This is a genomic window from Rahnella sp. AN3-3W3 (assembly GCF_003263545.1).
Classification (GTDB): Bacteria; Pseudomonadota; Gammaproteobacteria; order Enterobacterales; family Enterobacteriaceae; genus Rahnella; species Rahnella variigena.
Genome location: NZ_JYDG01000028.1, coordinates 33,821 through 51,963 on the forward strand (window position 1 = coordinate 33,821; position 18,143 = coordinate 51,963).

The window sequence follows — 18,143 nt, forward strand, 5'->3', positions numbered from 1 at the left end:
GGCCGTGTGGCAAGTAAGAAATCTCTGTTTTTGAATTAACACTGATTACAAACAGGCAACAAATTGATAAATCGAATAAATGTTAGGGAATGACATGCGGGATTCGATTCGCTAGAATTCGCAAACTGATTTTTTTATCACCTGTTTTTTACTTTTAGATACTTTTGAGACTGCATGACTGACGATAATCACAATCCCGGACGACGACGCCTTCTTCAAACCGTAGCTGCCTCCTGGATGCTTAGTGTCAGTAAAGTAGGTTTTGCCGCCAGCTCACAGGTTATCGCGGTACGCATCTGGCCTTCCTCGACGTATACCCGCATTACTCTTGAATCCAGCACTCCCTTAAAATATAAGCAGTTTCTGCTTAATGATCCGCCGCGAGTGGTCATTGATATTGAGGGCGTCCACCTGAACAGCGTGCTTAAAGGTCTGGGCGAGAAAGTTCAGCAAAGCGATCCTTATATCCGTCAGGCGCGGGTGGGGCAGTTCGATACCAAAACGGTCCGTATGGTGCTGGAACTCAAGCGGGCCATCAGTCCGCATGTCTTTACGCTTAAACCAGTGGCGGAGTTTCATAACCGTCTGGTTGTCGACCTTTATCCACAAGAAGGAGAAGTCAGTGTTCAGGACGATCCTCTGCTGGCATTACTGGAAGATTATAACCGCGGGGATGTCGCAAGAACGCTGCCGCCGGAAACCAGGAAAGACGGTAAGGCTGGACGCAGTCGGCCGCTGGTGATCATGCTCGATCCCGGACATGGCGGCGAAGATCCGGGTGCTATCGGCAAATATAAAACGCGTGAGAAAGACGTGGTGTTGCAGATTGGACGCCGGTTACAGAAGCTCATTACGCGCGAGCCGAATATGAAAGCGTATATGACCCGCAATGAAGACGTATTTATTCCGCTGAAAGTCCGCGTGGCAAAGGCGCGAAAGCTGCGGGCAGATCTGTTTATCTCAATTCATGCGGATGCGTTTACCAGCCGGGCTGCCAAAGGATCGTCGGTGTTTGCGTTATCAACGAAAGGCGCAACCAGTTCAGCGGCACGTTTTCTGGCACAAACGCAGAATGAATCCGACCTGATAGGCGGCGTCAGCAAAAGCGGTGACCGCTATCTCGATCATACGATGTTTGATCTGGTTCAGACGGCGACCATCAGTGATAGCCTGAAATTCGGTAAAGAAGTGCTGACGCGGATGGGCAAGATTAATCATCTGCACAAAAACAAAGTCGACCAGGCGGGATTCGCTGTGCTGAAAGCGCCGGATATTCCTTCGATTCTGGTCGAGACGGCGTTTATCAGTAATATCAATGAAGAGAAAAAACTTCGGACTGCGCATTTTCAGCAGCAGGTGGCGGAGTCCATTCTGGCAGGGATCAAAGCGTACTTTGCTCAGGGCGGGATGTCGGCGAGAGGATGATTCTGTTGTGAGGCGGGAAGTGCGTTCCCGCTGTTTACCGGAATTCAGATACAAAAAAACACCCGTTAAGGTGCCTGATGTTTTACTGCTTAATAATACTGATTTATAAGTAGTTGGTTGCGGGGGCCGGATTTGAACCGACGACCTTCGGGTTATGAGCCCGACGAGCTACCAGGCTGCTCCACCCCGCGTCCGTCACTACTTAGCACTACTTTACTTCATCACATTATCCGAACTGAGCATCTTCATACTTCAGTCTCGAATTGGTTGCGGGGGCCGGATTTGAACCGACGACCTTCGGGTTATGAGCCCGACGAGCTACCAGGCTGCTCCACCCCGCGTCCGATGGAGGCGAACTATACTCCCCATGAGATTTCGTGCAACCCTTTTTTGAATTTATTCAAATAAAGCACTTAGTTGCTGGCTTTTTATCCACAAAATGGCCGTTTGAGGCACAATTTGGGTCAGTACACTTTTTTCGACTGTGACAATTCCTTTCTGACAGGCCGTTTGTTATCGTTTCGCCAGTCATTTCCCTGAATGTAAGAGAGCGCGGCAATAATGAAAGGACGTTGGAGTAAATATCTGCTGGGTGGTCTGGTGATAGCGGTACTGGCGGGATGTTCCTCGCGACCCACCGACCGTGGTCAGCAGTATAAAGATGGTCGCCTGGATAATGCGCTTGAATACGTGAATGAGCCGAATGCGACGGGCAAACCGGTGAATGCGCTGGATTACTCCAATCAGGTTGCCGCAGTTCAGATTGCCTCTTCTTCTTTATACGGTCGTAACAACACGACATTTCAGGCTGTCGAACAATGGTTACGGTCCGGCGCGGATACCCGCAATCTGAGCCAGTACGGCATCAGCGCTTATCAGATGGAAGGTGCTGACAATTTCGGTAACGTTCAGCTTACCGGCTATTACACGCCAGTGGTACAGGCGCGTTATACGCGTCAGGGTGAATTCCAGTATCCGCTGTACCGTATGCCGCCAAAACGCGGTCGTTTGCCTGACCGTGCCTCGATTTATTCCGGAGCCCTGAGCGATAATTACGTCGTCGCCTGGACCAATTCCCTGATGGATAACTTCATGATGGAAGTGCAGGGCAGCGGGTATGTCGATTACGGCGATGGTCGCCCGTTCATGTTCTTTGGTTATGCCGGCAAGAATGGCCATGCTTACCGCAGTATCGGCAAAGTGCTGATCGACCGTGGTGAAGTAGCGCGCGAAAACATGTCGATGCAGGCTATCCGTCAGTGGGCCGATACACACAGCGCGGCAGAAGTTCGTGAACTGCTGGAGCAAAACCCGTCATTCGTGTTCTTCAAGCCTGAGCCTTTCGCGCCAGTTCGCGGTGCCAGCGGCGTTCCGCTGATTGCCAAAGCGTCGGTTGCGTCTGACCGCTCGCTGATCCCGGCGGGGACAACATTGCTGGCAGAAGTGCCTGAGCTGAATGATAAAGGCAAGTTTACCGGTAAATATCATATGCGCCTGATGGTAGCACTGGATGTCGGCGGGGCGATTAAAGGACAACATTTCGATATGTATCAGGGAATTGGCCCTGACGCCGGACATTCTGCCGGATTTTATAATCACTACGGACGCGTCTGGGTGTTAAAATCAGCGCAGAACGGCAAACCGCTGTTCACGGCCTACGCGCCTTCTAACTAGATTTCGACATAACGCACTGAGGTTTATCTTTTCATGACAGCTACCTATTCCGACGCTTATCAGCAACGTTTTGGCGGAACTGCCCGGCTTTATGGTCAGCAATCGCTGGAGTTGTTCTCGCAGGCGCATGTCTGCGTTATTGGTATCGGCGGAGTGGGCTCATGGGCGGCGGAAGCGCTGGCGCGAACCGGCATTGGCGCGATAACGCTGATTGATATGGATGACGTCTGCGTGACTAACACCAACCGTCAGATTCATGCCTTGCGTGAAAATGTCGGGCAGGCGAAAACAGAAATCATGGCGCAGCGTATTCTGGCGATTAATCCCGAGTGCAAGGTGACGTGTATAGACGATTTTATTACGCCGGATAACGTCGCTGAGATGCTCGACCAGGGTTTCAGCTACGTGATTGATGCTATTGACAGCGTGCGACCTAAAGCTGCTCTGCTGGCTTATTGCCGTCGTTATAAGATCCCGGTGGTAACGACCGGCGGTGCGGGCGGGCAGATCGATCCGACACAGATCGCGGTCGTGGATCTGGCGAAAACTATTCAGGATCCGCTGGCGGCAAAACTGCGTGAGCGTCTGAAAAGTGATTTCAACGTGGTGAAAAACAGCAAAGGTAAGCTCGGAATTGACTGTGTATTTTCCAGCGAACCGCTGATGTATCCACAGGCAGATGGTTCTGTGTGTGCCTCAAGGGCAACGGCAGAAGGGCCGAAACGGATGGACTGCGCTTCCGGTTTTGGGGCGGCGACGATGGTTACCGCGACGTTTGGCTTTGTCGCGGTATCTCATGTGCTGAAGAAAATGATGGCGAAAGCACAGCGTCAGGCTCAGGCCGCCTGACGGGCAAGAGCGATTACGCCTGCTGCCAGCGCGTTAAGTCCGCTTGCGCGGCTGGTGCTGAGCTGCTCACGCAATCCTAATACATCAAACAACGCCAGCGGATCACGCTTTAAGATCTCGTCTGGCGTTTTGCCTTCTACGGCAGTCAGTAATACGGCCAGCAAACCTTTCACGATCCGACCCTCACTGTCGCCATAAAAATGCATCGTCCCGTTCTCTGATTTTTCCGCGCCAAGCCAGACCCGGTTTTCACATCCAGATAGCTCATTCTCAGGTGTTTTCAGCGCCGTATCCAGCGGTGGTAAGGATTTTGCAAGCAGGATTAACTGGCGATAGCGGTCTTCCCACTGACGAAATGACGCGAATTTTTCGGTCAGTGAGGCTTCAGTGATCTCATGGCCGAAAGGATGTGGCGCTGACATGGTATTCCCCAAACAATGAATTAATCGGCTAACAAATCGAGGGCGTATTTTACCGCCCCGACCAGCCGCGTGACGTCCTGTTCATTATTATACGGCGCAAATGAGGCCCGTAATGTTCCGCTGATGCCCAGAGCGTTCATCAGTGGCTGAGCGCAATGTTGTCCGGCGCGCAAGGCGATCGCCTGTTCGGCCAGCAACGCTACCAAATCACTGTGATGTACACCGGCAATATCGAATGCCAGAACGGACGAATGGTGACAGCGGAAACTGCGGAATCCTTCAATCTTCGCAAGTTGTTCTTCGGCCAGTGCCGCCAGCTGTTGTGCATGTTTTTCCGCTGCAGGCAGATCGACAGTTTTTAACCATTCCAGCGCAGCAGACATGCCGATAACACCGGCAATATTTGGCGTTCCCGCTTCGAAGCGGTGCGGAACAGCCTGCGGTGCGAAATCTGTCATGGAAGCCTGCGTCAGCATTTTCCCGCCGCCCTGCCATGGCGACATACTGTCGAGTAATGCTGTTTTGCCATACAGCACGCCGATGCCGGTCGGGCCGTAAAGCTTATGACCCGAGAAAGCATAAAAGTCGATATCGAGACGTTGTACATCTGACGGACAATGCACCACACCTTGTGCGCCATCGATAAGCACGGGCGTGCCGTTTATGTGCGCCAGTTCAACGGCGCGGGCAATATCAGGCATTGCGCCCGTCACGTTCGACATTTGCGTCAGCGCCAGCAGGCGTGTCTTGTTGCTCAGCAGGCGGGGAAGGGTGTCTATATCGGGTATGCCTTGTTTATCCACCGGCAGCGTGACGACGTGCGCCTGACATTGCTGTGCCACCATCAGCCACGGAATAAGGTTCGCGTGATGTTCTGCCTGACTGACGATAATCTCATCACCCGGTTGCAGTCGTGGGCGCAGCCAGCTTTGTGCCACCAGATTGATAGATTCCGTGGTTCCCCGCGTCCAGACGATATTTTCGCTACGTGGCGCATTAATCCATTGTGCGATCTGCGCTCTGGTCTGCTCGTATTGTTCCGTCAGGGTTTGCGCCGCACGATGCTGGCTGCGGTGAACGGTAGCACCTTCCTGAGAGTAGAAATTCACGGTGGCGTCGATCACTGCCTGCGGCTTCAGTGCGGTGGCTGCATTGTCGAGATAGCATTGTCCCTGAGACAGTGCAGGAAAGTGCTGGCGGAAAACGGCGGGGTTAAAGTCTTTCATACCAATTCAGATCCTTCAGCCTGAGTTCAAAAATGCAGGTTTTTTGTAACACAAGCTGCTTATTCATTTTAGGAATGGTTACCTGGAAATTTATCAGAAGTTTGTTATGCTGAATTACGTTAACTAAATACATTAGCCTGGAAGTTTAACCAGGATTTTTAAGCATTTTAATCTGCAAGGAGTCTATGATGAAGAAGATCGCCGCCGTAATTTCAGCTGCACTGCTGACCACAACACTTGCCGCCTGTTCAAGCAACTACGTGATGCATACCAACGATGGCCGTACCATTGTTGCTGATGGCAAACCTAGCACGGACAATGATACCGGTATGATCAGTTATACCGATGCGTATGGCAACAAGCAGCAGATCAATAAATCTGAAATCAAAGAAATGGCAGAAGGGAACTAACCCCTCAGGTGCCCCCCCGAGTGTATGAATCCGGGGTAACCTCACGTTCTGCTCTATGACAAAACCGGCTCTTCTTGCGATGAGGCCGGTTTTGTCACATTATGCGCCCGCATTCCTGTCTCTTTGCCACAAACTCTTAGCCCCATACTGTTTGCCCCAGACACAGGCAAAAAAAAGCACCGCAAATAGCGGTGCTGAAAAATCACTTTGGACAGACAGGGTAATGTACAGGAAGTGAAAAGTTTGTAGCATTCAAGCTACGTGTCTGGATTGCCAGACAATTGCAAACACAACATCACAACCACAAGCCAAAAGTATTTCAGCATCCTCATACCAATCTACTTTTCGTTCCGGCTCAGGAAGTGGCGCCACTATAGGTTTTTGCCTGTACATCCTCAACGGACAAATTATAATGTCTCGGATTAAAAAAACTAATATCTAAATCCGCGGACAGGCGCTCCGCTTACCGGCGAATAAGAAGTATCCATTCTATGTCAAAACGTTTACCGCCTTTGAATTCTCTGCGGGTATTTGATGCCGCAGCGCGCCACCTTAGTTTTACTAAGGCTGCCGAAGAATTGTTCGTCACGCAGGCCGCCGTTAGCCACCAGATTAAGTCACTTGAGGACTTTTTAGGGTTAAAACTGTTTCGCAGGCGTAATCGCTCATTGTTACTGACCGAAGAAGGGCAGAGCTATTATCTGGATATTAAGGAGATATTCTCATCCCTGAATGAGGCGACGAGAAAACTCCAGGCACGCAGCGCGAAAGGCGCTCTGACGGTAAGTTTGCCGCCGAGCTTTGCGATTCAGTGGCTGGTGCCAAGATTGTCTGGCTTTAACTCAGCTTATCCGGGCATCGATGTGCGCATTCAGGCTGTGGATCGCGAAGAAGACAAATTATCCGACGATGTCGACGTGGCGATTTTCCACGGCCGGGGCAACTGGCCGGGGCTGCGGGCCGAGCGTTTATATGCTGAATATTTACTTCCGGTTTGTTCTCCTTCTTTACTGATGAGCGATAATCCGCTGAAGGAACCGGCAGATTTAAGCCACCACACTTTGCTGCATGATGCTTCCCGCCGCGACTGGCTGGCCTACACCAAACAGCTCGGGTTACAGCAAATCAATGTCCAGCAGGGGCCCATTTTCAGCCATAGCGCGATGGTGGTTCAGGCCGCCGTCCACGGGCAAGGTATTGCGCTGGTGAATAATGTCATGGCGCAGACTGAAATTGAGGCCGGACGTCTGGTCTGCCCGTTCAGCGAAGTTTTGATCAGTAAAAATGCTTTTTATCTGGTTTGTCATGACAGTCAGGCAGAACTGGGTAAAATAGCCGCCTTTCGTCAGTGGATCCTCGCGCGTGCAGCCAGCGAGCAGGAAAAACTGCGCTTTCGTTTCGATCAGGCATGAGGCCAGATCTCCGGGGATAGAAAGTCCAGGGTCTGCTTATAAGACTGATTACTTGGGATTTTCATCGGTTAATAACGATAACAGGTAACGCACAATGACCAGTCGTTCAATGTTGATCTTCGCCGCAATCAGCGGCTTTATCTACGTCGCTTTCGGTGCCTTTGGCGCACACGTGTTGAGTCAGTCGCTCGGCGAAGCAGAAATGGCGTGGGTCCACACCGGATTAACGTATCAAAGTATTCATACGCTGGCGGTGATGATTTTAGGTGTTGCGATGCAGCGCCAGCGTAATGTGTGGTTCTACTGGAGCAGCGCCTTTTTAGCGCTGGGAACCGTGTTGTTCAGCGGCAGCCTTTATTGTCTGGCGCTGTCGCATCTCCGTTTATTCGTTTTTGTAACTCCGATTGGCGGTACCTTATTCCTGGTCGGTTGGATTTTGATGTTGATCGGCGCACTGCGCCTGAAGAAAAAGGCCGAACGCCATGAATAAAGTTGCTCTCTACTGCCGTCAGGGTTTTGAAAAAGAATGCGCAGCAGAAATTACCGACAAAGCCGCAAGGATGGAAATCTTCGGTTTTGCTCGTGTTAAAGAAAACAGCGGATATGTGTTGTTTGAATGCTATCAGCCAGATGATGCTGACAAGATTGCGAAGAATTTGCCTTTCCGCGAACTGATTTTTGCCCGTCAGTTAATCGTGGTCGGCGAATTGCTGAAAGATTTGCCGCCGGAAGACCGTGTTTCTCCGATCGTCGGCATGGTTCAGAATGTGATCACCAACGGCGGTGAGCTTCGCGTCGAAGTGCCGGACACCAATGAAAGCAAAGAGCTTACCAAGTTCTGTCGCAAACTGACGGTGCCGTTGCGTGCTGCGATGCGTGAACGCAAAGTGCTGGGTAAGAAAGAGAATGCGCTGCGCCCTGTGGTACATGTGTTCTTTATAGCGCCGGGCTGCTGCTACGTCGGGTATTCCTACAGCAACAACAATTCACCCTTCTATATGGGTATTCCGCGCCTCAAGTTCCCGTCCGAAGCGCCAAGCCGCTCGACGCTGAAACTGGAAGAAGCCTTCCACGTCTTTATTCCGGCGGATGAGTGGGATGAACGTCTGGCGAGCGGCATGTACGCGGTCGATTTAGGCGCGTGTCCGGGCGGATGGACGTATCAGCTTACACAACGCAGCATGATGGTCACGGCTATCGACAACGGTCCGATGGCGCCAAGCCTGATGGAAACTGGCCAGGTTATTCATCTTCGCGAAGACGGCTTCCGCTATAAATCCACCAGTACCAAAAACTACTGGCTGGTCTGTGACATGGTAGAGAAACCGGCGAAAGTGGCTGCACTGATGTGTGACTGGCTGGTCAACGGCTGGTGTCGCGAGGCGATTTTCAACCTGAAGTTACCGATGAAAAAGCGTTACGAAGAAGTGTCTAATATTCTTGAGCGCATCGATGAACGTCTGAAAGAAAATGGCGTGAACGCGGAGATCTTCGCGAAACAGCTTTATCATGACCGCGAAGAAGTTACCGTGCATATTCGCCGTTTCTGGTCTGCTATTGGCGGGCGTCGCGATGAGCGTGATCGCTGATACTCGTCATACTTTGAACTGCAGGGGCGTTGACTGCGTGCGTTCGCCCGAATCACTTACCTGAGTAAGCTCATCGGGTCTCTCTTACTTGCCGCCTGCCTGCAATTCAAATTATTTAGAGTATCCTTCCTGAGCGCTTCTCTTTGAGAAGCGCTTTTTTATGGCAGGCGCAGTTGCTGTAAGTTGCCGTCCAGCGCGACGTCGGTTTGCAGCGTTGAAACCCGTTTGCAGATATAAGCCTGTTCACGGTGTTCTTCCAGCTTCTTACGCCACTTTTCCGGCACACCTTCCAGATTATCGTAAAGTTCATCCAGCGAGCCGGTTTGCGTCAATAATGTCACCGCTGTCTTCGGACCAATGCCCGGAACACCTGGAATTTTACTGCTGCTGATCCCCGCCAGACCCCAGTAATCGGTGAGTTGCTGCGGCAGAACGCCAAAGGTTTCCTGCACAAAAGGCATATCCAGCCAGCGTTTCTGGAAATAATCGCGGATCTGAACATTCGGTGCCAGAAGCTGGCAATAACCTTTATCGGTTGAAACGATAGTGACCTGATGACCGCCGGACGATACTTTTGCCGCCAGCGTGGCTGCCAGGTCATCTGCTTCATTGCCCGCAGAATGCCAGCAGGCGATGCCTTGTGCCTCGAAACCGGCTTTCAGGCTAGGCATTTCTGCAAACAGATTGTCCGGCATTGGTGTGCGTCCGGCTTTGTAATCAGGCAGGCTCTGATGACGCCAGCTGTCGGCGCGGTCATCTTCGTCAAATACGGCAACGGCGTGCGTGGGCTGAGTATGCTGAATCAGCTGGCCGATGGCATTCTGGCAGGTAACAAGACAAGGCGAGCCCTGAACTGCGTGAATTCGGCGGATCAGGTTCAGGGCATCGATAATAAGCAGATGTATTGCCATGATAATCTCCATAATAAAGGCGACTTACGTCGCCCTTAGATCTGCTTTAGAAGTGTGCTTGCCGTGTGAACGGTCGGTCAGGCACAAATCTCATAACAAGGAATGTACGCGCTGCCCGGCAATTTCATGCGGTGCTGTGCGACGAACCCTTGCAGCAGGCTGTCCATTTTTTTCATTAATGCCGGATCACCATGCAGTTTGAAGCGACCATGTTGCTCGATGGCGTGGATCCCAAACTCTTTCACGTTACCGGCCACAATACCGGAGAAGGCGCGGCGCAATGCGGCGGCCAGTTCCTGCGGTGGCTGGTTTGGATAAAGGTTCAGGTTCGCCATGTTTTCATGGTTTGGCTCGAACGGATGCTGTAAATCAGGCGCAATACGAATCGACCAGTTAAAGCTGTAAGCATCGCCGCTGTTCCGGCGGTTTTCTTTCACCAGCGGCATCGCGCGTTTCATCTGACGGGCCACTTCTGTCGGATCGTCGATAATGATGGTGTAGAACTTACAGGCTTCTTCGCCGAGGGTTTCTTTAATGAAAGCATCGAGCACGTGGAAGTAATCGGCACTTTCTTTCGGACCAGTCAGGATCAGCGGGAGAACCTGATCGCTGTTTTCCGGATCCATCAGGATCCCCAGCAGATACAGCAATTCTTCTGCGGTACCGACGCCGCCAGGGAAAATAATGATCCCGTGGGCAATGCGAACAAATGCCTCAAGCCGTTTTTCAATATCAGGCATGATGATCAGTTCGTTGACCAGCGGATTAGGCGGCTCAGCGGCAATAATTGAAGGTTCTGTCATGCCGATAAAGCGGCCTGACTTGTAACGCTGTTGTGCGTGGCCGACGGCGGCACCTTTCATTGGCGCTTCCATCGCACCCGGGCCACAGCCTGTGCAAATGTTCAGTTCGCGCAAACCCAGCTGGCTGCCGACGTTACGGGCGTACTGGTATTCGATTTCATTAATAGAGTGGCCGCCCCAGCACACGACCATGTTTGGATCTTCATCCAGATGCAGGGCGCGGGCGTTGCGTAAGATAGAAAACACCAGGTTGGTCAGGTGCGCTGAATTTTCGGTGTTCAGGTGCTGAAAACGACCGGCGTTATCAATTTGCCCGCTGACGAAGAGAATATCGCGCAGCACGGCAAACAGGTTGGCCTGTAATGAACGGATGATCCGCCCGTCCACAAAGGCATCTTCCGGCGGGTTTACCAGCTCAAGTTTCACGCCACGCTCTCTGCGCAATACATTGATATCAAAGCTTTCGTAACGATCGAGAAGTTCTTTACTGCTGTCAGTCTGACTGCCGCTATTAAGGACGGCCAGTGAACAATTTCGGAAAAGGCGATAGAGGTCGCTGCTCGCCGTGCGTTTGAGCATGTCGACTTCCAGCTGCGACAACAAATCCATTGAGCCTAACGGGCTGATATGTGTAATCAAAGTTGCTCCTTGACACCAACGGGTGCAGTGATTCTTTCTGCTACCTGATTGCGGCGCATGATTTTTCGGATCATGTTTTTTGCGCCGTATGCAATTTAACAGTAACCCTGTCATCAGGCTTTTACCAATGCTCACAGAGCGTTAGCTCAGTTCTTGAGCAACGTCTCGCATTATTGTCTGACAAGTCTCGCTGTTGCAGGTTCAAACGGGAAGTTGGATCTCCACGGATTGATATCCAGCCCGCCGCGACGAGTGTAGCGGGCGTACACGGCGAGTTTTTCCGGCTGGCAGAAACGCAGCAGATCGTTGAAGATCCGTTCGACGCATTGTTCGTGGAATTCGTTGTGATGACGGAAAGACACCAGATAGCGCAGCAGGGCTTCGCGGTCGATTTTCGGGCCACGATACCGGATTTGCACGGAACCCCAGTCGGGCTGATGGGTAATCAGACAGTTTGATTTCAGCAGATGACTCACCAGAGATTCTTCAACGATTTCTTCACCTTTGGCACTGGCCAGATAATCAGTGCTGAATTCGTAGTTGTCGATTTCAATATCCTGCTCATCAATACAGATACCGTCGAAACGTCCTACCGGCGTGCCTTCAATTTCAGACAGGCGGCTGACCGTTACGGTCACGTCACCTTGCGCACAGGCGCTCAGGTCACGGGTTAAGGTTTTCTGCACTGTTTCCCAGTCGGGGAAGACGGTCTGATTAAAACTGTTCAGATAGAGTTTGAAACTTTTGGATTCAATCAGGTTCTGACTATTAGCATTCAGGCTGATTTCGCCCACAGCAACCTGTGGCAATCCCTTCGCGTTGAGCCAGGACAGTTCATATAGCGTCCAGATATCTGCGCCATGAAACGGTAAGTTATCCGGATACAAGCCCAGCGGCTCACGGTTCATGCTGCGCGGAACGGCCTGTAATAAAGACGCATCGTAATGGTCAACGTAAGCCGTACTTTTGCCCAGCGTCAGTTGCGCCAGAGCGGGGTTATCCTGATATGAGGACATGCTGTCACCTTGCTTAGAGATCGGTACAATAGAGAATAGTCACCAGTTTAACCCAGCCTTAGCGGAAGATGAGAGAATTATGGAGTCTGAAGTTTCAGTAGCATTGCGTGAATTTACTCAGCGTTTTGTCGATCTCTGGCAACAGGAAACCGGCATGCCGCCTGCCAGTGAAGCCCTGTTTGGAGTAGCTTCGCCGTGCGTGGTGAAGACGGAAGAAGGCAAAGTCTACTGGCTGACTCAGACGTTCAGCCCGCAGGCGACCCTGGAAAATGTCGAACGCGCGATGGAATTACAACTGCGCCCGGAGGCGCATGCGTTTTATACCACGCAGTTTGCCGGAGACATGACCGCCAGCTGGCAGGGCAATGCGCTGACACTGTTGCAGGTCTGGAGCCCGGAAGATTTCACCCGTTTGCAGGAGAATCTGATTGGTCATCTGGTGACGCAAAAGCGTCTGAAGCTGTCGCCAACGATTTTTCTGGCGACCACAGATTCCGAGCTGGATCTGGTTTCGCTGTGTAATGTGACCGGGAATGTTGTGCTGGAGCAATTCGGCAGTAAAAAAAGAACTATACTCTCGCCATCGTTGTCAGAATTCCTTACAATGCTGACCGCTGTTTACCCCGCCTGATTTTATTGTCGATGTACCCCATCCCGCAGAGCACAAATGGCTCACAAGCGTGTGAGAGATCTCTCACAAAGACTGTAAGAGATCTCGCTAATTTGACTTAACTATCTCACCACAAAAATCCATATAACAATCAATATCAATAAGTTAACTCACTTATTGTTTGTAAGAAGGCTTACCTTCCCAGTTTTTGGCTTACAGCCTGTCTTGTCCGGAAGGGCAAAATCAACGATTCTAGTCGTGCACCAAGGAAGCATGAGACAGAACATCAGGATGATGGCTGAATCATTAAAGAAGGGGACGGCTCAGGAAGAGTCAGGACGGCATCGGATTATGCCAGGATGTTTCAGGACGAAACCAGGGACACCTCCAGGACGGAGAAGAGAGCTCACAAAGGAAGCTGAGCGGGTCACAGATGACCAAGGGATATCAGTCAGGATGACTTAGGATAGACCGTCAGGATGAAAGTTGGACGATGCGAAGGACAGCCGGTTAGGATAACCGCAGGAAAAGTTTTCAGGGATTGAGCAGGGAGCACTTAGGTAGCTGGATTGCTATAAAACGAACCGGGGGCACTGTGTAAACAGTGCCCCCAACTTTTTGTCTGAATCTTTTATCGCACGCCTGAACATTCTGATAACAGAAGGCGTTCCGCGATATCCGAAGCGCCCCTCAGTTATTAGCCAATTGCCCCTAAGACATCATCCTGCCCCTGTTTTTTAGGCAGCAGGAATAACGTAGCGAAGATATCCAGCAGGTAAATCGCAGCCAGTAACGTAATCGCTGCGGTAAACGACACCTGCGCTACCAGTATCCCGATCACCAGCGGACCAAAACCGCCCACACCACGTCCGAGATTAAACAACAGATTCTGCGCCGTCGCCCTGACGTGTACCGGATAGAGATCGGATATCAGTCCGCCGTAACCGCCAATCATGCCATTCACAAACATGCCCATCAGTGCACCCGCGAACAACATCAGCGTCGGATCGGTAAGCTGCGCATAGCACACCACCATAATGACAGCACCGACCTGATAAATCAGGAAGATTTTCCAGCGCGGGAAACGGTCAGAAAGCATGCCGAACAGCCAGATCCCAAACGTCATCCCTACAACCGTGACCGCCGTCCACAGGCCGGATTTAGTCAGCGAGAAGCCGAAGTTTTTCGACAGGTAGCTTGGCATCCAGATCATCAGACCGTAATAGCCAAAGTTCTGCACAGAACACAGGATCAGAATGCCGATACTGGCTTTCGTCGTGACTTTATCGCGAAACAGTAACTTAATGCGGCTGAACAGTGAGCCATCGTTATTGCTGGCAGTGTGTTTAACGAAAGCTTCCGGTTCGCCCATGGTGCGGCGGATCAGGAAAGAAGCCAGCGCCGGTAACAGGCCGACCAGGAACATGCCGCGCCAGCCGATAATGCCGAGCAGCATTGGCGTCAGGAAGGCTGCCATTAACACGCCGAGCTGCCAGCCCATGCCGACATACGCTGAGGCGCGGTTACGTTTTTCCGCCGGCCACGCTTCTGCAATCAGCGCCATGCCGATACCGAACTCACCACCGAGCCCGACGCCTGCCAGCGTGCGGTAAATCAGTAAATCCCAGTAGCCTTGTGCGAAAGCGCATAAACCAGTGAACAGAGAGAACATCAGAATGGTGAAGGTCAGTACGCGGATGCGGCCGAAGCGATCACTGATGGGCCCGAAAATCACGCCGCCCAGGACGGCACCAATCAGAGTCCAGGTGACCAGAGAGCCACTTTGTGAGGATGACAAACCAAATTCGCTGGTGATAGCGGGAAGCATGAAGCCGAGGATCAGTAAATCAAAGCCGTCCATGGCGTAGCCGGTGACGGAGGCCAGCATAGCTTTTGCCGGTGTTGCGTGTGCTTTTTGAGTATGTTGTGCGGACATTTTTACACATCTGTGAAGAAAAAAGTGGCGGTAGTTTGCCCGTAACGGGCGTTTATCGCCACCACGAAAAACTTATGGCTGGATTGATTAATTGGATACGATGCAGAAAGTTGGGGCATCAGTCCTTCAATGTTATGCTTTGCGCCCCCGGCGGAGGCTGCCCGGGGCCATGAACGAAGAGAGTCATTGATGAATACAGAAAACCAGGTTCGCCAGATTTTAGAAGATATCGAGCAGGTCATGCGTGATGACAAGTTGTGGCACGCCACGCCGCCGGAAGCGGAAGCCTTTGAAAGCAAAGAGCCGTTTTCTGTGGATACTATGTCTGCTGAGCAATGGCTGCAATGGGTGCTGGTTCCCCGTATGTACGCGTTGCTGGAAGCTCAGGCGCCACTGCCAACCCGTTTTGCAATCACCCCCTATTTTGAAGTGGCGATGCCGGAAGCACTCCGTTTGCTGACACAGCTGCAACGCCTCGACGATTTGCTGAATATAGAAGACTGACATGCTGGAAATTTTGTATCAGGACGAACATCTGGTCGCAGTGAATAAACCTGCGGGCATGCTGGTTCACCGCAGCTGGCTGGACCGCCATGAAACGGTGTTTGTGATGCAAACATTGCGTGATCAGATTGGTCAGCATGTGTTTACGGTTCACCGGCTGGATAAGCCGACGTCGGGCGTTTTGCTGCTGGCGCTGTCCAGCGAAGTAGCTCGTTTGCTGTCGCAGCAGTTCGAAAATAATCAGATGAGCAAAACCTATCACGCCGTAGTTCGCGGGTATGTGCCACAAGACGGCACCCTGGATTACGCGCTGACTGAAGAGCTGGATAAAATCGCTGATAAGTTTGCGGATCCGGATAAAGCGCCACAGCCTGCAGTGACGCATTATCGCGTCGTCGCACAGGTCGAAATGCCAGTGGCTGTAGGACGTTACGACACCGCGCGCTACAGTCTGATGGAACTGAAACCGGAAACTGGCCGTAAGCATCAGTTGCGCCGTCATATGTCGCATTTGCGTCACCCGATTATCGGTGACAGCGCGCACGGCGATTTAAAGCAAAACCGTGGCATGACGCAGCATTTTGGCTGTTCTGGGCTGATGCTCCATGCCAGTCATATGCAATTGCCACATCCGGTAACCGGTGAACCTCTTTCCTTGAATGCTCGCTGGGATCCTCGCTGGCAGAATGTAGTGACACAGTTTGGCTGGCAGGGAAAAATCCCTGAGCTTGAAAGGGTTGAGTTTGCAGAAACTTGCGGTCAGGATAGTCCACAAATTTAAGTCCTTTGATTGAAATATTGGCATCACACAGGAGTGAAACCCATGGCAGAAGTCGGAATTTTCGTCGGTACGGTGTACGGCAATGCGTTACTGGTAGCAGAAGAAGCGGAAACCGTGCTGAAAGGCCAGGGCCATGACGTCAAATTGTTCGAAGAAGGCACGCTGGAAGCCTGGCAGTATTACCGTCATCATTTTGTCCTGATTGTGACTTCAACCACCGGTCAGGGCGATTTGCCGGACAGCATCGCGCCTTTGTATGCCGCGATCCGCGACACCGTTGGTTATCAGCCCGAACTGCGCTACGGTATGATTGCGCTGGGCGATATCAGCTACGATCATTTCTGTGGCGGCGGCCATAAGCTGGATGATTTATTGCAGGAGCAGGGCGCGTCGCGTATCGGCGAATTGCTGGAAATTGATGCGATGGAAACCGCCGAGCCGGAAACGGTCGCTGTTCCCTGGGTGGAAAAATGGGGCCAGTTGCTTAAATAATTTCGCAGCAGTCTTTTCTGCGCACAATAAAAAAGGTCAGGCAAATGCCTGACCTTTTTACTTTCTCAATCTTCTGGCTGCGAATAATCAGCGACCGCTGGTCAGTTTTTCCAGATCGGATTCAATTTCAGTAATCTTATTCGCTACAACGGATTCCAGGTGACGCAGGTCATCAAGAATTTTACGCTTCAGATCCACTTCAACCTGATCGCGCTGGCAGATTTGGTCCAGTTCATCAATTACATAGCGCAGGTTAGGGCTGATTTCATGAATTTCTTTATAACCTTGCCCTGCATTATCGGCAACGATGGTTTTGCGCTGGCGTGGATATTTAAATTTCACGCTTTTAGCAAAAAACTCACCTTTATCTCTGCGGAAGTAGATCTTCAGAATGTCGTTATTGGCCTCCTGACGCAGGCTGTAACGATCAATATCGTCGGGATTATTAATGCCCAGGCTTTTCAGATTGTCATACATAGCGCTACCTTCGTTTAGGAGAATATTTAACGGTCATGATGAACCGAAGAAGAATTCGAATCGTTGATTAATGACACAATTTGCTATCAACAAGATAAAAAAATAGCGGGTAACTGATGACCCGCTATTTTTAATCTTAGTCGATGGTTCGCAATAACTCATTCAGGCCGGTTTTGCCCAGAGTTTTCGCATCTACTTTCTTGACGATCACAGCACAATACAGGCTGTATTTACCGTCTTTAGAAGGCAGGTTGCCGGAAACGACAACGGAGCCGGCAGGGACGCGACCATAATGTACTTCGCCCGTCTCGCGGTCATAAATTTTGGTGCTCTGGCCGATGTAAACGCCCATGGAAATCACTGAGCCTTCTTCGACAATCACGCCTTCAACGATTTCAGAACGCGCGCCGATGAAGCAGTTGTCTTCGATGATGGTCGGGTTAGCCTGCAAAGGCTCCAGAACGCCGCCGATGCCTACGCCGCCGGACAGGTGTACGTTTTTACCGATCTGCGCGCAAGAACCTACCGTCGCCCAGGTATCAACCATGGTGCCTTCATCAACGTATGCGCCGATGTTGACGTAAGAAGGCATCAGTACGGTGTTGCGTGCAATGAATGCGCCTTTACGCACGGCAGCAGGTGGCACCACGCGGAAACCTTCACGCTGGAAACGCGCTTCATCGTAGTCCGCGAATTTCATTGGCACTTTATCGAAGTAACGGCTTTCTCCGCTTTCCATCACCTGATTGTCATTGATTCTGAACGAGAGCAGTACCGCTTTCTTCAGCCACTGATGCGTCACCCATTCGCCATCAATCTTCTCAGCCACGCGCAATTCGCCGCTGTCGATTTTGTTGATAACCTGAGTGATGGCGTCGCGCGTTACGCTGTCAACGTTAGCCGGAGTAATGTCTGCACGGCGCTCGAAGGCTTGTTCAATAACGGTTTGTAGTTGCTGCATCCTGTT

General features: G+C 51.4%; 19 protein-coding genes and 2 tRNA genes. 11 read left to right on the forward strand and 10 right to left on the reverse strand.

Translation table 11 applies throughout. The annotated features are described in order from the left end of the window. The first annotated feature begins 174 nt into the window (after nt 1-174). Entirely contained in the window at nt 175-1,425 is a 1,251-nt protein-coding gene (gene amiC, locus UC15_RS10010; RefSeq protein WP_112288306.1) for an N-acetylmuramoyl-L-alanine amidase AmiC, read from the forward strand. A 114-nt stretch (nt 1,426-1,539) separates the two neighbouring features. Here the strand turns inward: amiC and UC15_RS10015 are convergent. Then, a tRNA-Met gene (locus UC15_RS10015) sits at nt 1,540-1,616 on the reverse strand. 73 nt (nt 1,617-1,689) lie between these two features. Further along, a tRNA-Met gene (locus UC15_RS10020) sits at nt 1,690-1,766 on the reverse strand. 220 nt (nt 1,767-1,986) lie between these two features. Here UC15_RS10020 and mltA point away from each other — a divergent pair. Then, entirely contained in the window at nt 1,987-3,099 is a 1,113-nt protein-coding gene (gene mltA, locus UC15_RS10025; RefSeq protein ID WP_112288307.1) for a murein transglycosylase A, read from the forward strand. Between the two features lie 33 nt (nt 3,100-3,132). After that, nucleotides 3,133-3,948, forward strand: a complete 816-nt coding sequence (gene tcdA, locus UC15_RS10030; RefSeq protein ID WP_112288308.1) for a tRNA cyclic N6-threonylcarbamoyladenosine(37) synthase TcdA — start codon at nt 3,133-3,135, stop codon at nt 3,946-3,948. Here the strand turns inward: tcdA and csdE are convergent. Further along, a complete protein-coding gene (gene csdE / locus UC15_RS10035) occupies nt 3,936-4,370 on the reverse strand; it encodes a cysteine desulfurase sulfur acceptor subunit CsdE (RefSeq protein ID WP_112288309.1) in 435 nt (144 codons plus the stop codon). The genes tcdA and csdE overlap by 13 nt on opposite strands. A gap of 20 nt (nt 4,371-4,390) precedes the next feature. Next, the gene (gene csdA, locus UC15_RS10040; protein WP_112288310.1) at nt 4,391-5,596 is read right to left on the reverse strand and encodes a cysteine desulfurase CsdA; all 1,206 of its coding nucleotides are present in this window, start codon (nt 5,594-5,596) and stop codon (nt 4,391-4,393) included. Between the two features lie 188 nt (nt 5,597-5,784). On the opposite strand from csdA, the gene UC15_RS10045 reads away from it, so the two are divergent. The 4 genes from UC15_RS10045 to rlmM all read left to right on the forward strand — a co-directional run bounded on the left by UC15_RS10045 (nt 5,785) and on the right by rlmM (nt 9,007). Continuing rightward, nucleotides 5,785-6,006, forward strand: coding sequence for a YgdI/YgdR family lipoprotein (locus tag UC15_RS10045; RefSeq protein WP_112288311.1), 222 nt, complete (start codon nt 5,785-5,787; stop codon nt 6,004-6,006). Nucleotides 6,007-6,497: 491 nt separating this feature from the next. After that, nucleotides 6,498-7,418 (forward strand): transcriptional regulator GcvA, encoded by a 921-nt coding sequence (locus UC15_RS10050; RefSeq protein WP_112288312.1) that lies wholly within the window; start codon nt 6,498-6,500, stop codon nt 7,416-7,418. A 94-nt stretch (nt 7,419-7,512) separates the two neighbouring features. Continuing rightward, the gene (locus UC15_RS10055) at nt 7,513-7,908 is read left to right on the forward strand and encodes a DUF423 domain-containing protein (protein ID WP_112288313.1); all 396 of its coding nucleotides are present in this window, start codon (nt 7,513-7,515) and stop codon (nt 7,906-7,908) included. Continuing rightward, on the forward strand, nt 7,901-9,007 hold the full coding sequence (gene rlmM / locus UC15_RS10060) for a 23S rRNA (cytidine(2498)-2'-O)-methyltransferase RlmM (protein WP_112288314.1): 1,107 nt from the start codon (nt 7,901-7,903) through the stop codon (nt 9,005-9,007). The genes UC15_RS10055 and rlmM overlap by 8 nt, the downstream gene beginning before the upstream one ends. Before the next feature lie 158 nt (nt 9,008-9,165). Here rlmM and xni read toward each other — a convergent pair whose 3' ends face one another. From xni to queF, 3 genes are all read right to left on the reverse strand, one after another. After that, nucleotides 9,166-9,918 carry a flap endonuclease Xni gene (gene xni, locus UC15_RS10065; protein WP_112288315.1) on the reverse strand — a complete coding sequence of 251 codons (753 nt, stop codon included), beginning with the start codon at nt 9,916-9,918 and terminating at the stop codon, nt 9,166-9,168. Between the two features lie 77 nt (nt 9,919-9,995). Further along, complete coding sequence (ppnN, locus tag UC15_RS10070; RefSeq protein WP_112288316.1) at nt 9,996-11,360, reverse strand: nucleotide 5'-monophosphate nucleosidase PpnN; 1,365 nt, start codon at nt 11,358-11,360, stop codon at nt 9,996-9,998. Nucleotides 11,361-11,530: 170 nt separating this feature from the next. Further along, complete coding sequence (gene queF / locus UC15_RS10075; RefSeq protein ID WP_112288317.1) at nt 11,531-12,376, reverse strand: NADPH-dependent 7-cyano-7-deazaguanine reductase QueF; 846 nt, start codon at nt 12,374-12,376, stop codon at nt 11,531-11,533. 79 nt (nt 12,377-12,455) lie between these two features. On the opposite strand from queF, the gene syd reads away from it, so the two are divergent. Beyond that, nucleotides 12,456-13,007, forward strand: a complete 552-nt coding sequence (syd, locus tag UC15_RS10080; protein WP_112288318.1) for a SecY-interacting protein — start codon at nt 12,456-12,458, stop codon at nt 13,005-13,007. 676 nt (nt 13,008-13,683) lie between these two features. Here syd and UC15_RS10085 read toward each other — a convergent pair. Next, nucleotides 13,684-14,922, reverse strand: a complete 1,239-nt coding sequence (locus tag UC15_RS10085; RefSeq protein WP_112288319.1) for an MFS transporter — start codon at nt 14,920-14,922, stop codon at nt 13,684-13,686. A 189-nt stretch (nt 14,923-15,111) separates the two neighbouring features. Between UC15_RS10085 and UC15_RS10090 the strand changes: the two genes are divergently transcribed. The 3 genes from UC15_RS10090 to UC15_RS10100 are packed head-to-tail and all read left to right on the forward strand — an operon-like array spanning nt 15,112 to nt 16,699. Next, nucleotides 15,112-15,426, forward strand: a complete 315-nt coding sequence (locus tag UC15_RS10090; protein WP_112288320.1) for a YqcC family protein — start codon at nt 15,112-15,114, stop codon at nt 15,424-15,426. 1 nt (nt 15,427) lies between these two features. Next, on the forward strand, nt 15,428-16,207 hold the full coding sequence (gene truC, locus UC15_RS10095; protein ID WP_112288321.1) for a tRNA pseudouridine(65) synthase TruC: 780 nt from the start codon (nt 15,428-15,430) through the stop codon (nt 16,205-16,207). Nucleotides 16,208-16,249: 42 nt separating this feature from the next. After that, complete coding sequence (locus UC15_RS10100; RefSeq protein WP_112288322.1) at nt 16,250-16,699, forward strand: flavodoxin; 450 nt, start codon at nt 16,250-16,252, stop codon at nt 16,697-16,699. Between the two features lie 87 nt (nt 16,700-16,786). Here the strand turns inward: UC15_RS10100 and UC15_RS10105 are convergent, their stop codons facing one another. Continuing rightward, a complete protein-coding gene (locus UC15_RS10105; RefSeq protein WP_056781756.1) occupies nt 16,787-17,176 on the reverse strand; it encodes a DUF3461 family protein in 390 nt (129 codons plus the stop codon). 136 nt (nt 17,177-17,312) lie between these two features. Then, on the reverse strand, nt 17,313-18,137 hold the full coding sequence (gene dapD, locus UC15_RS10110) for a 2,3,4,5-tetrahydropyridine-2,6-dicarboxylate N-succinyltransferase (RefSeq protein WP_112288323.1): 825 nt from the start codon (nt 18,135-18,137) through the stop codon (nt 17,313-17,315). Nucleotides 18,138-18,143 lie beyond the last annotated feature (6 nt).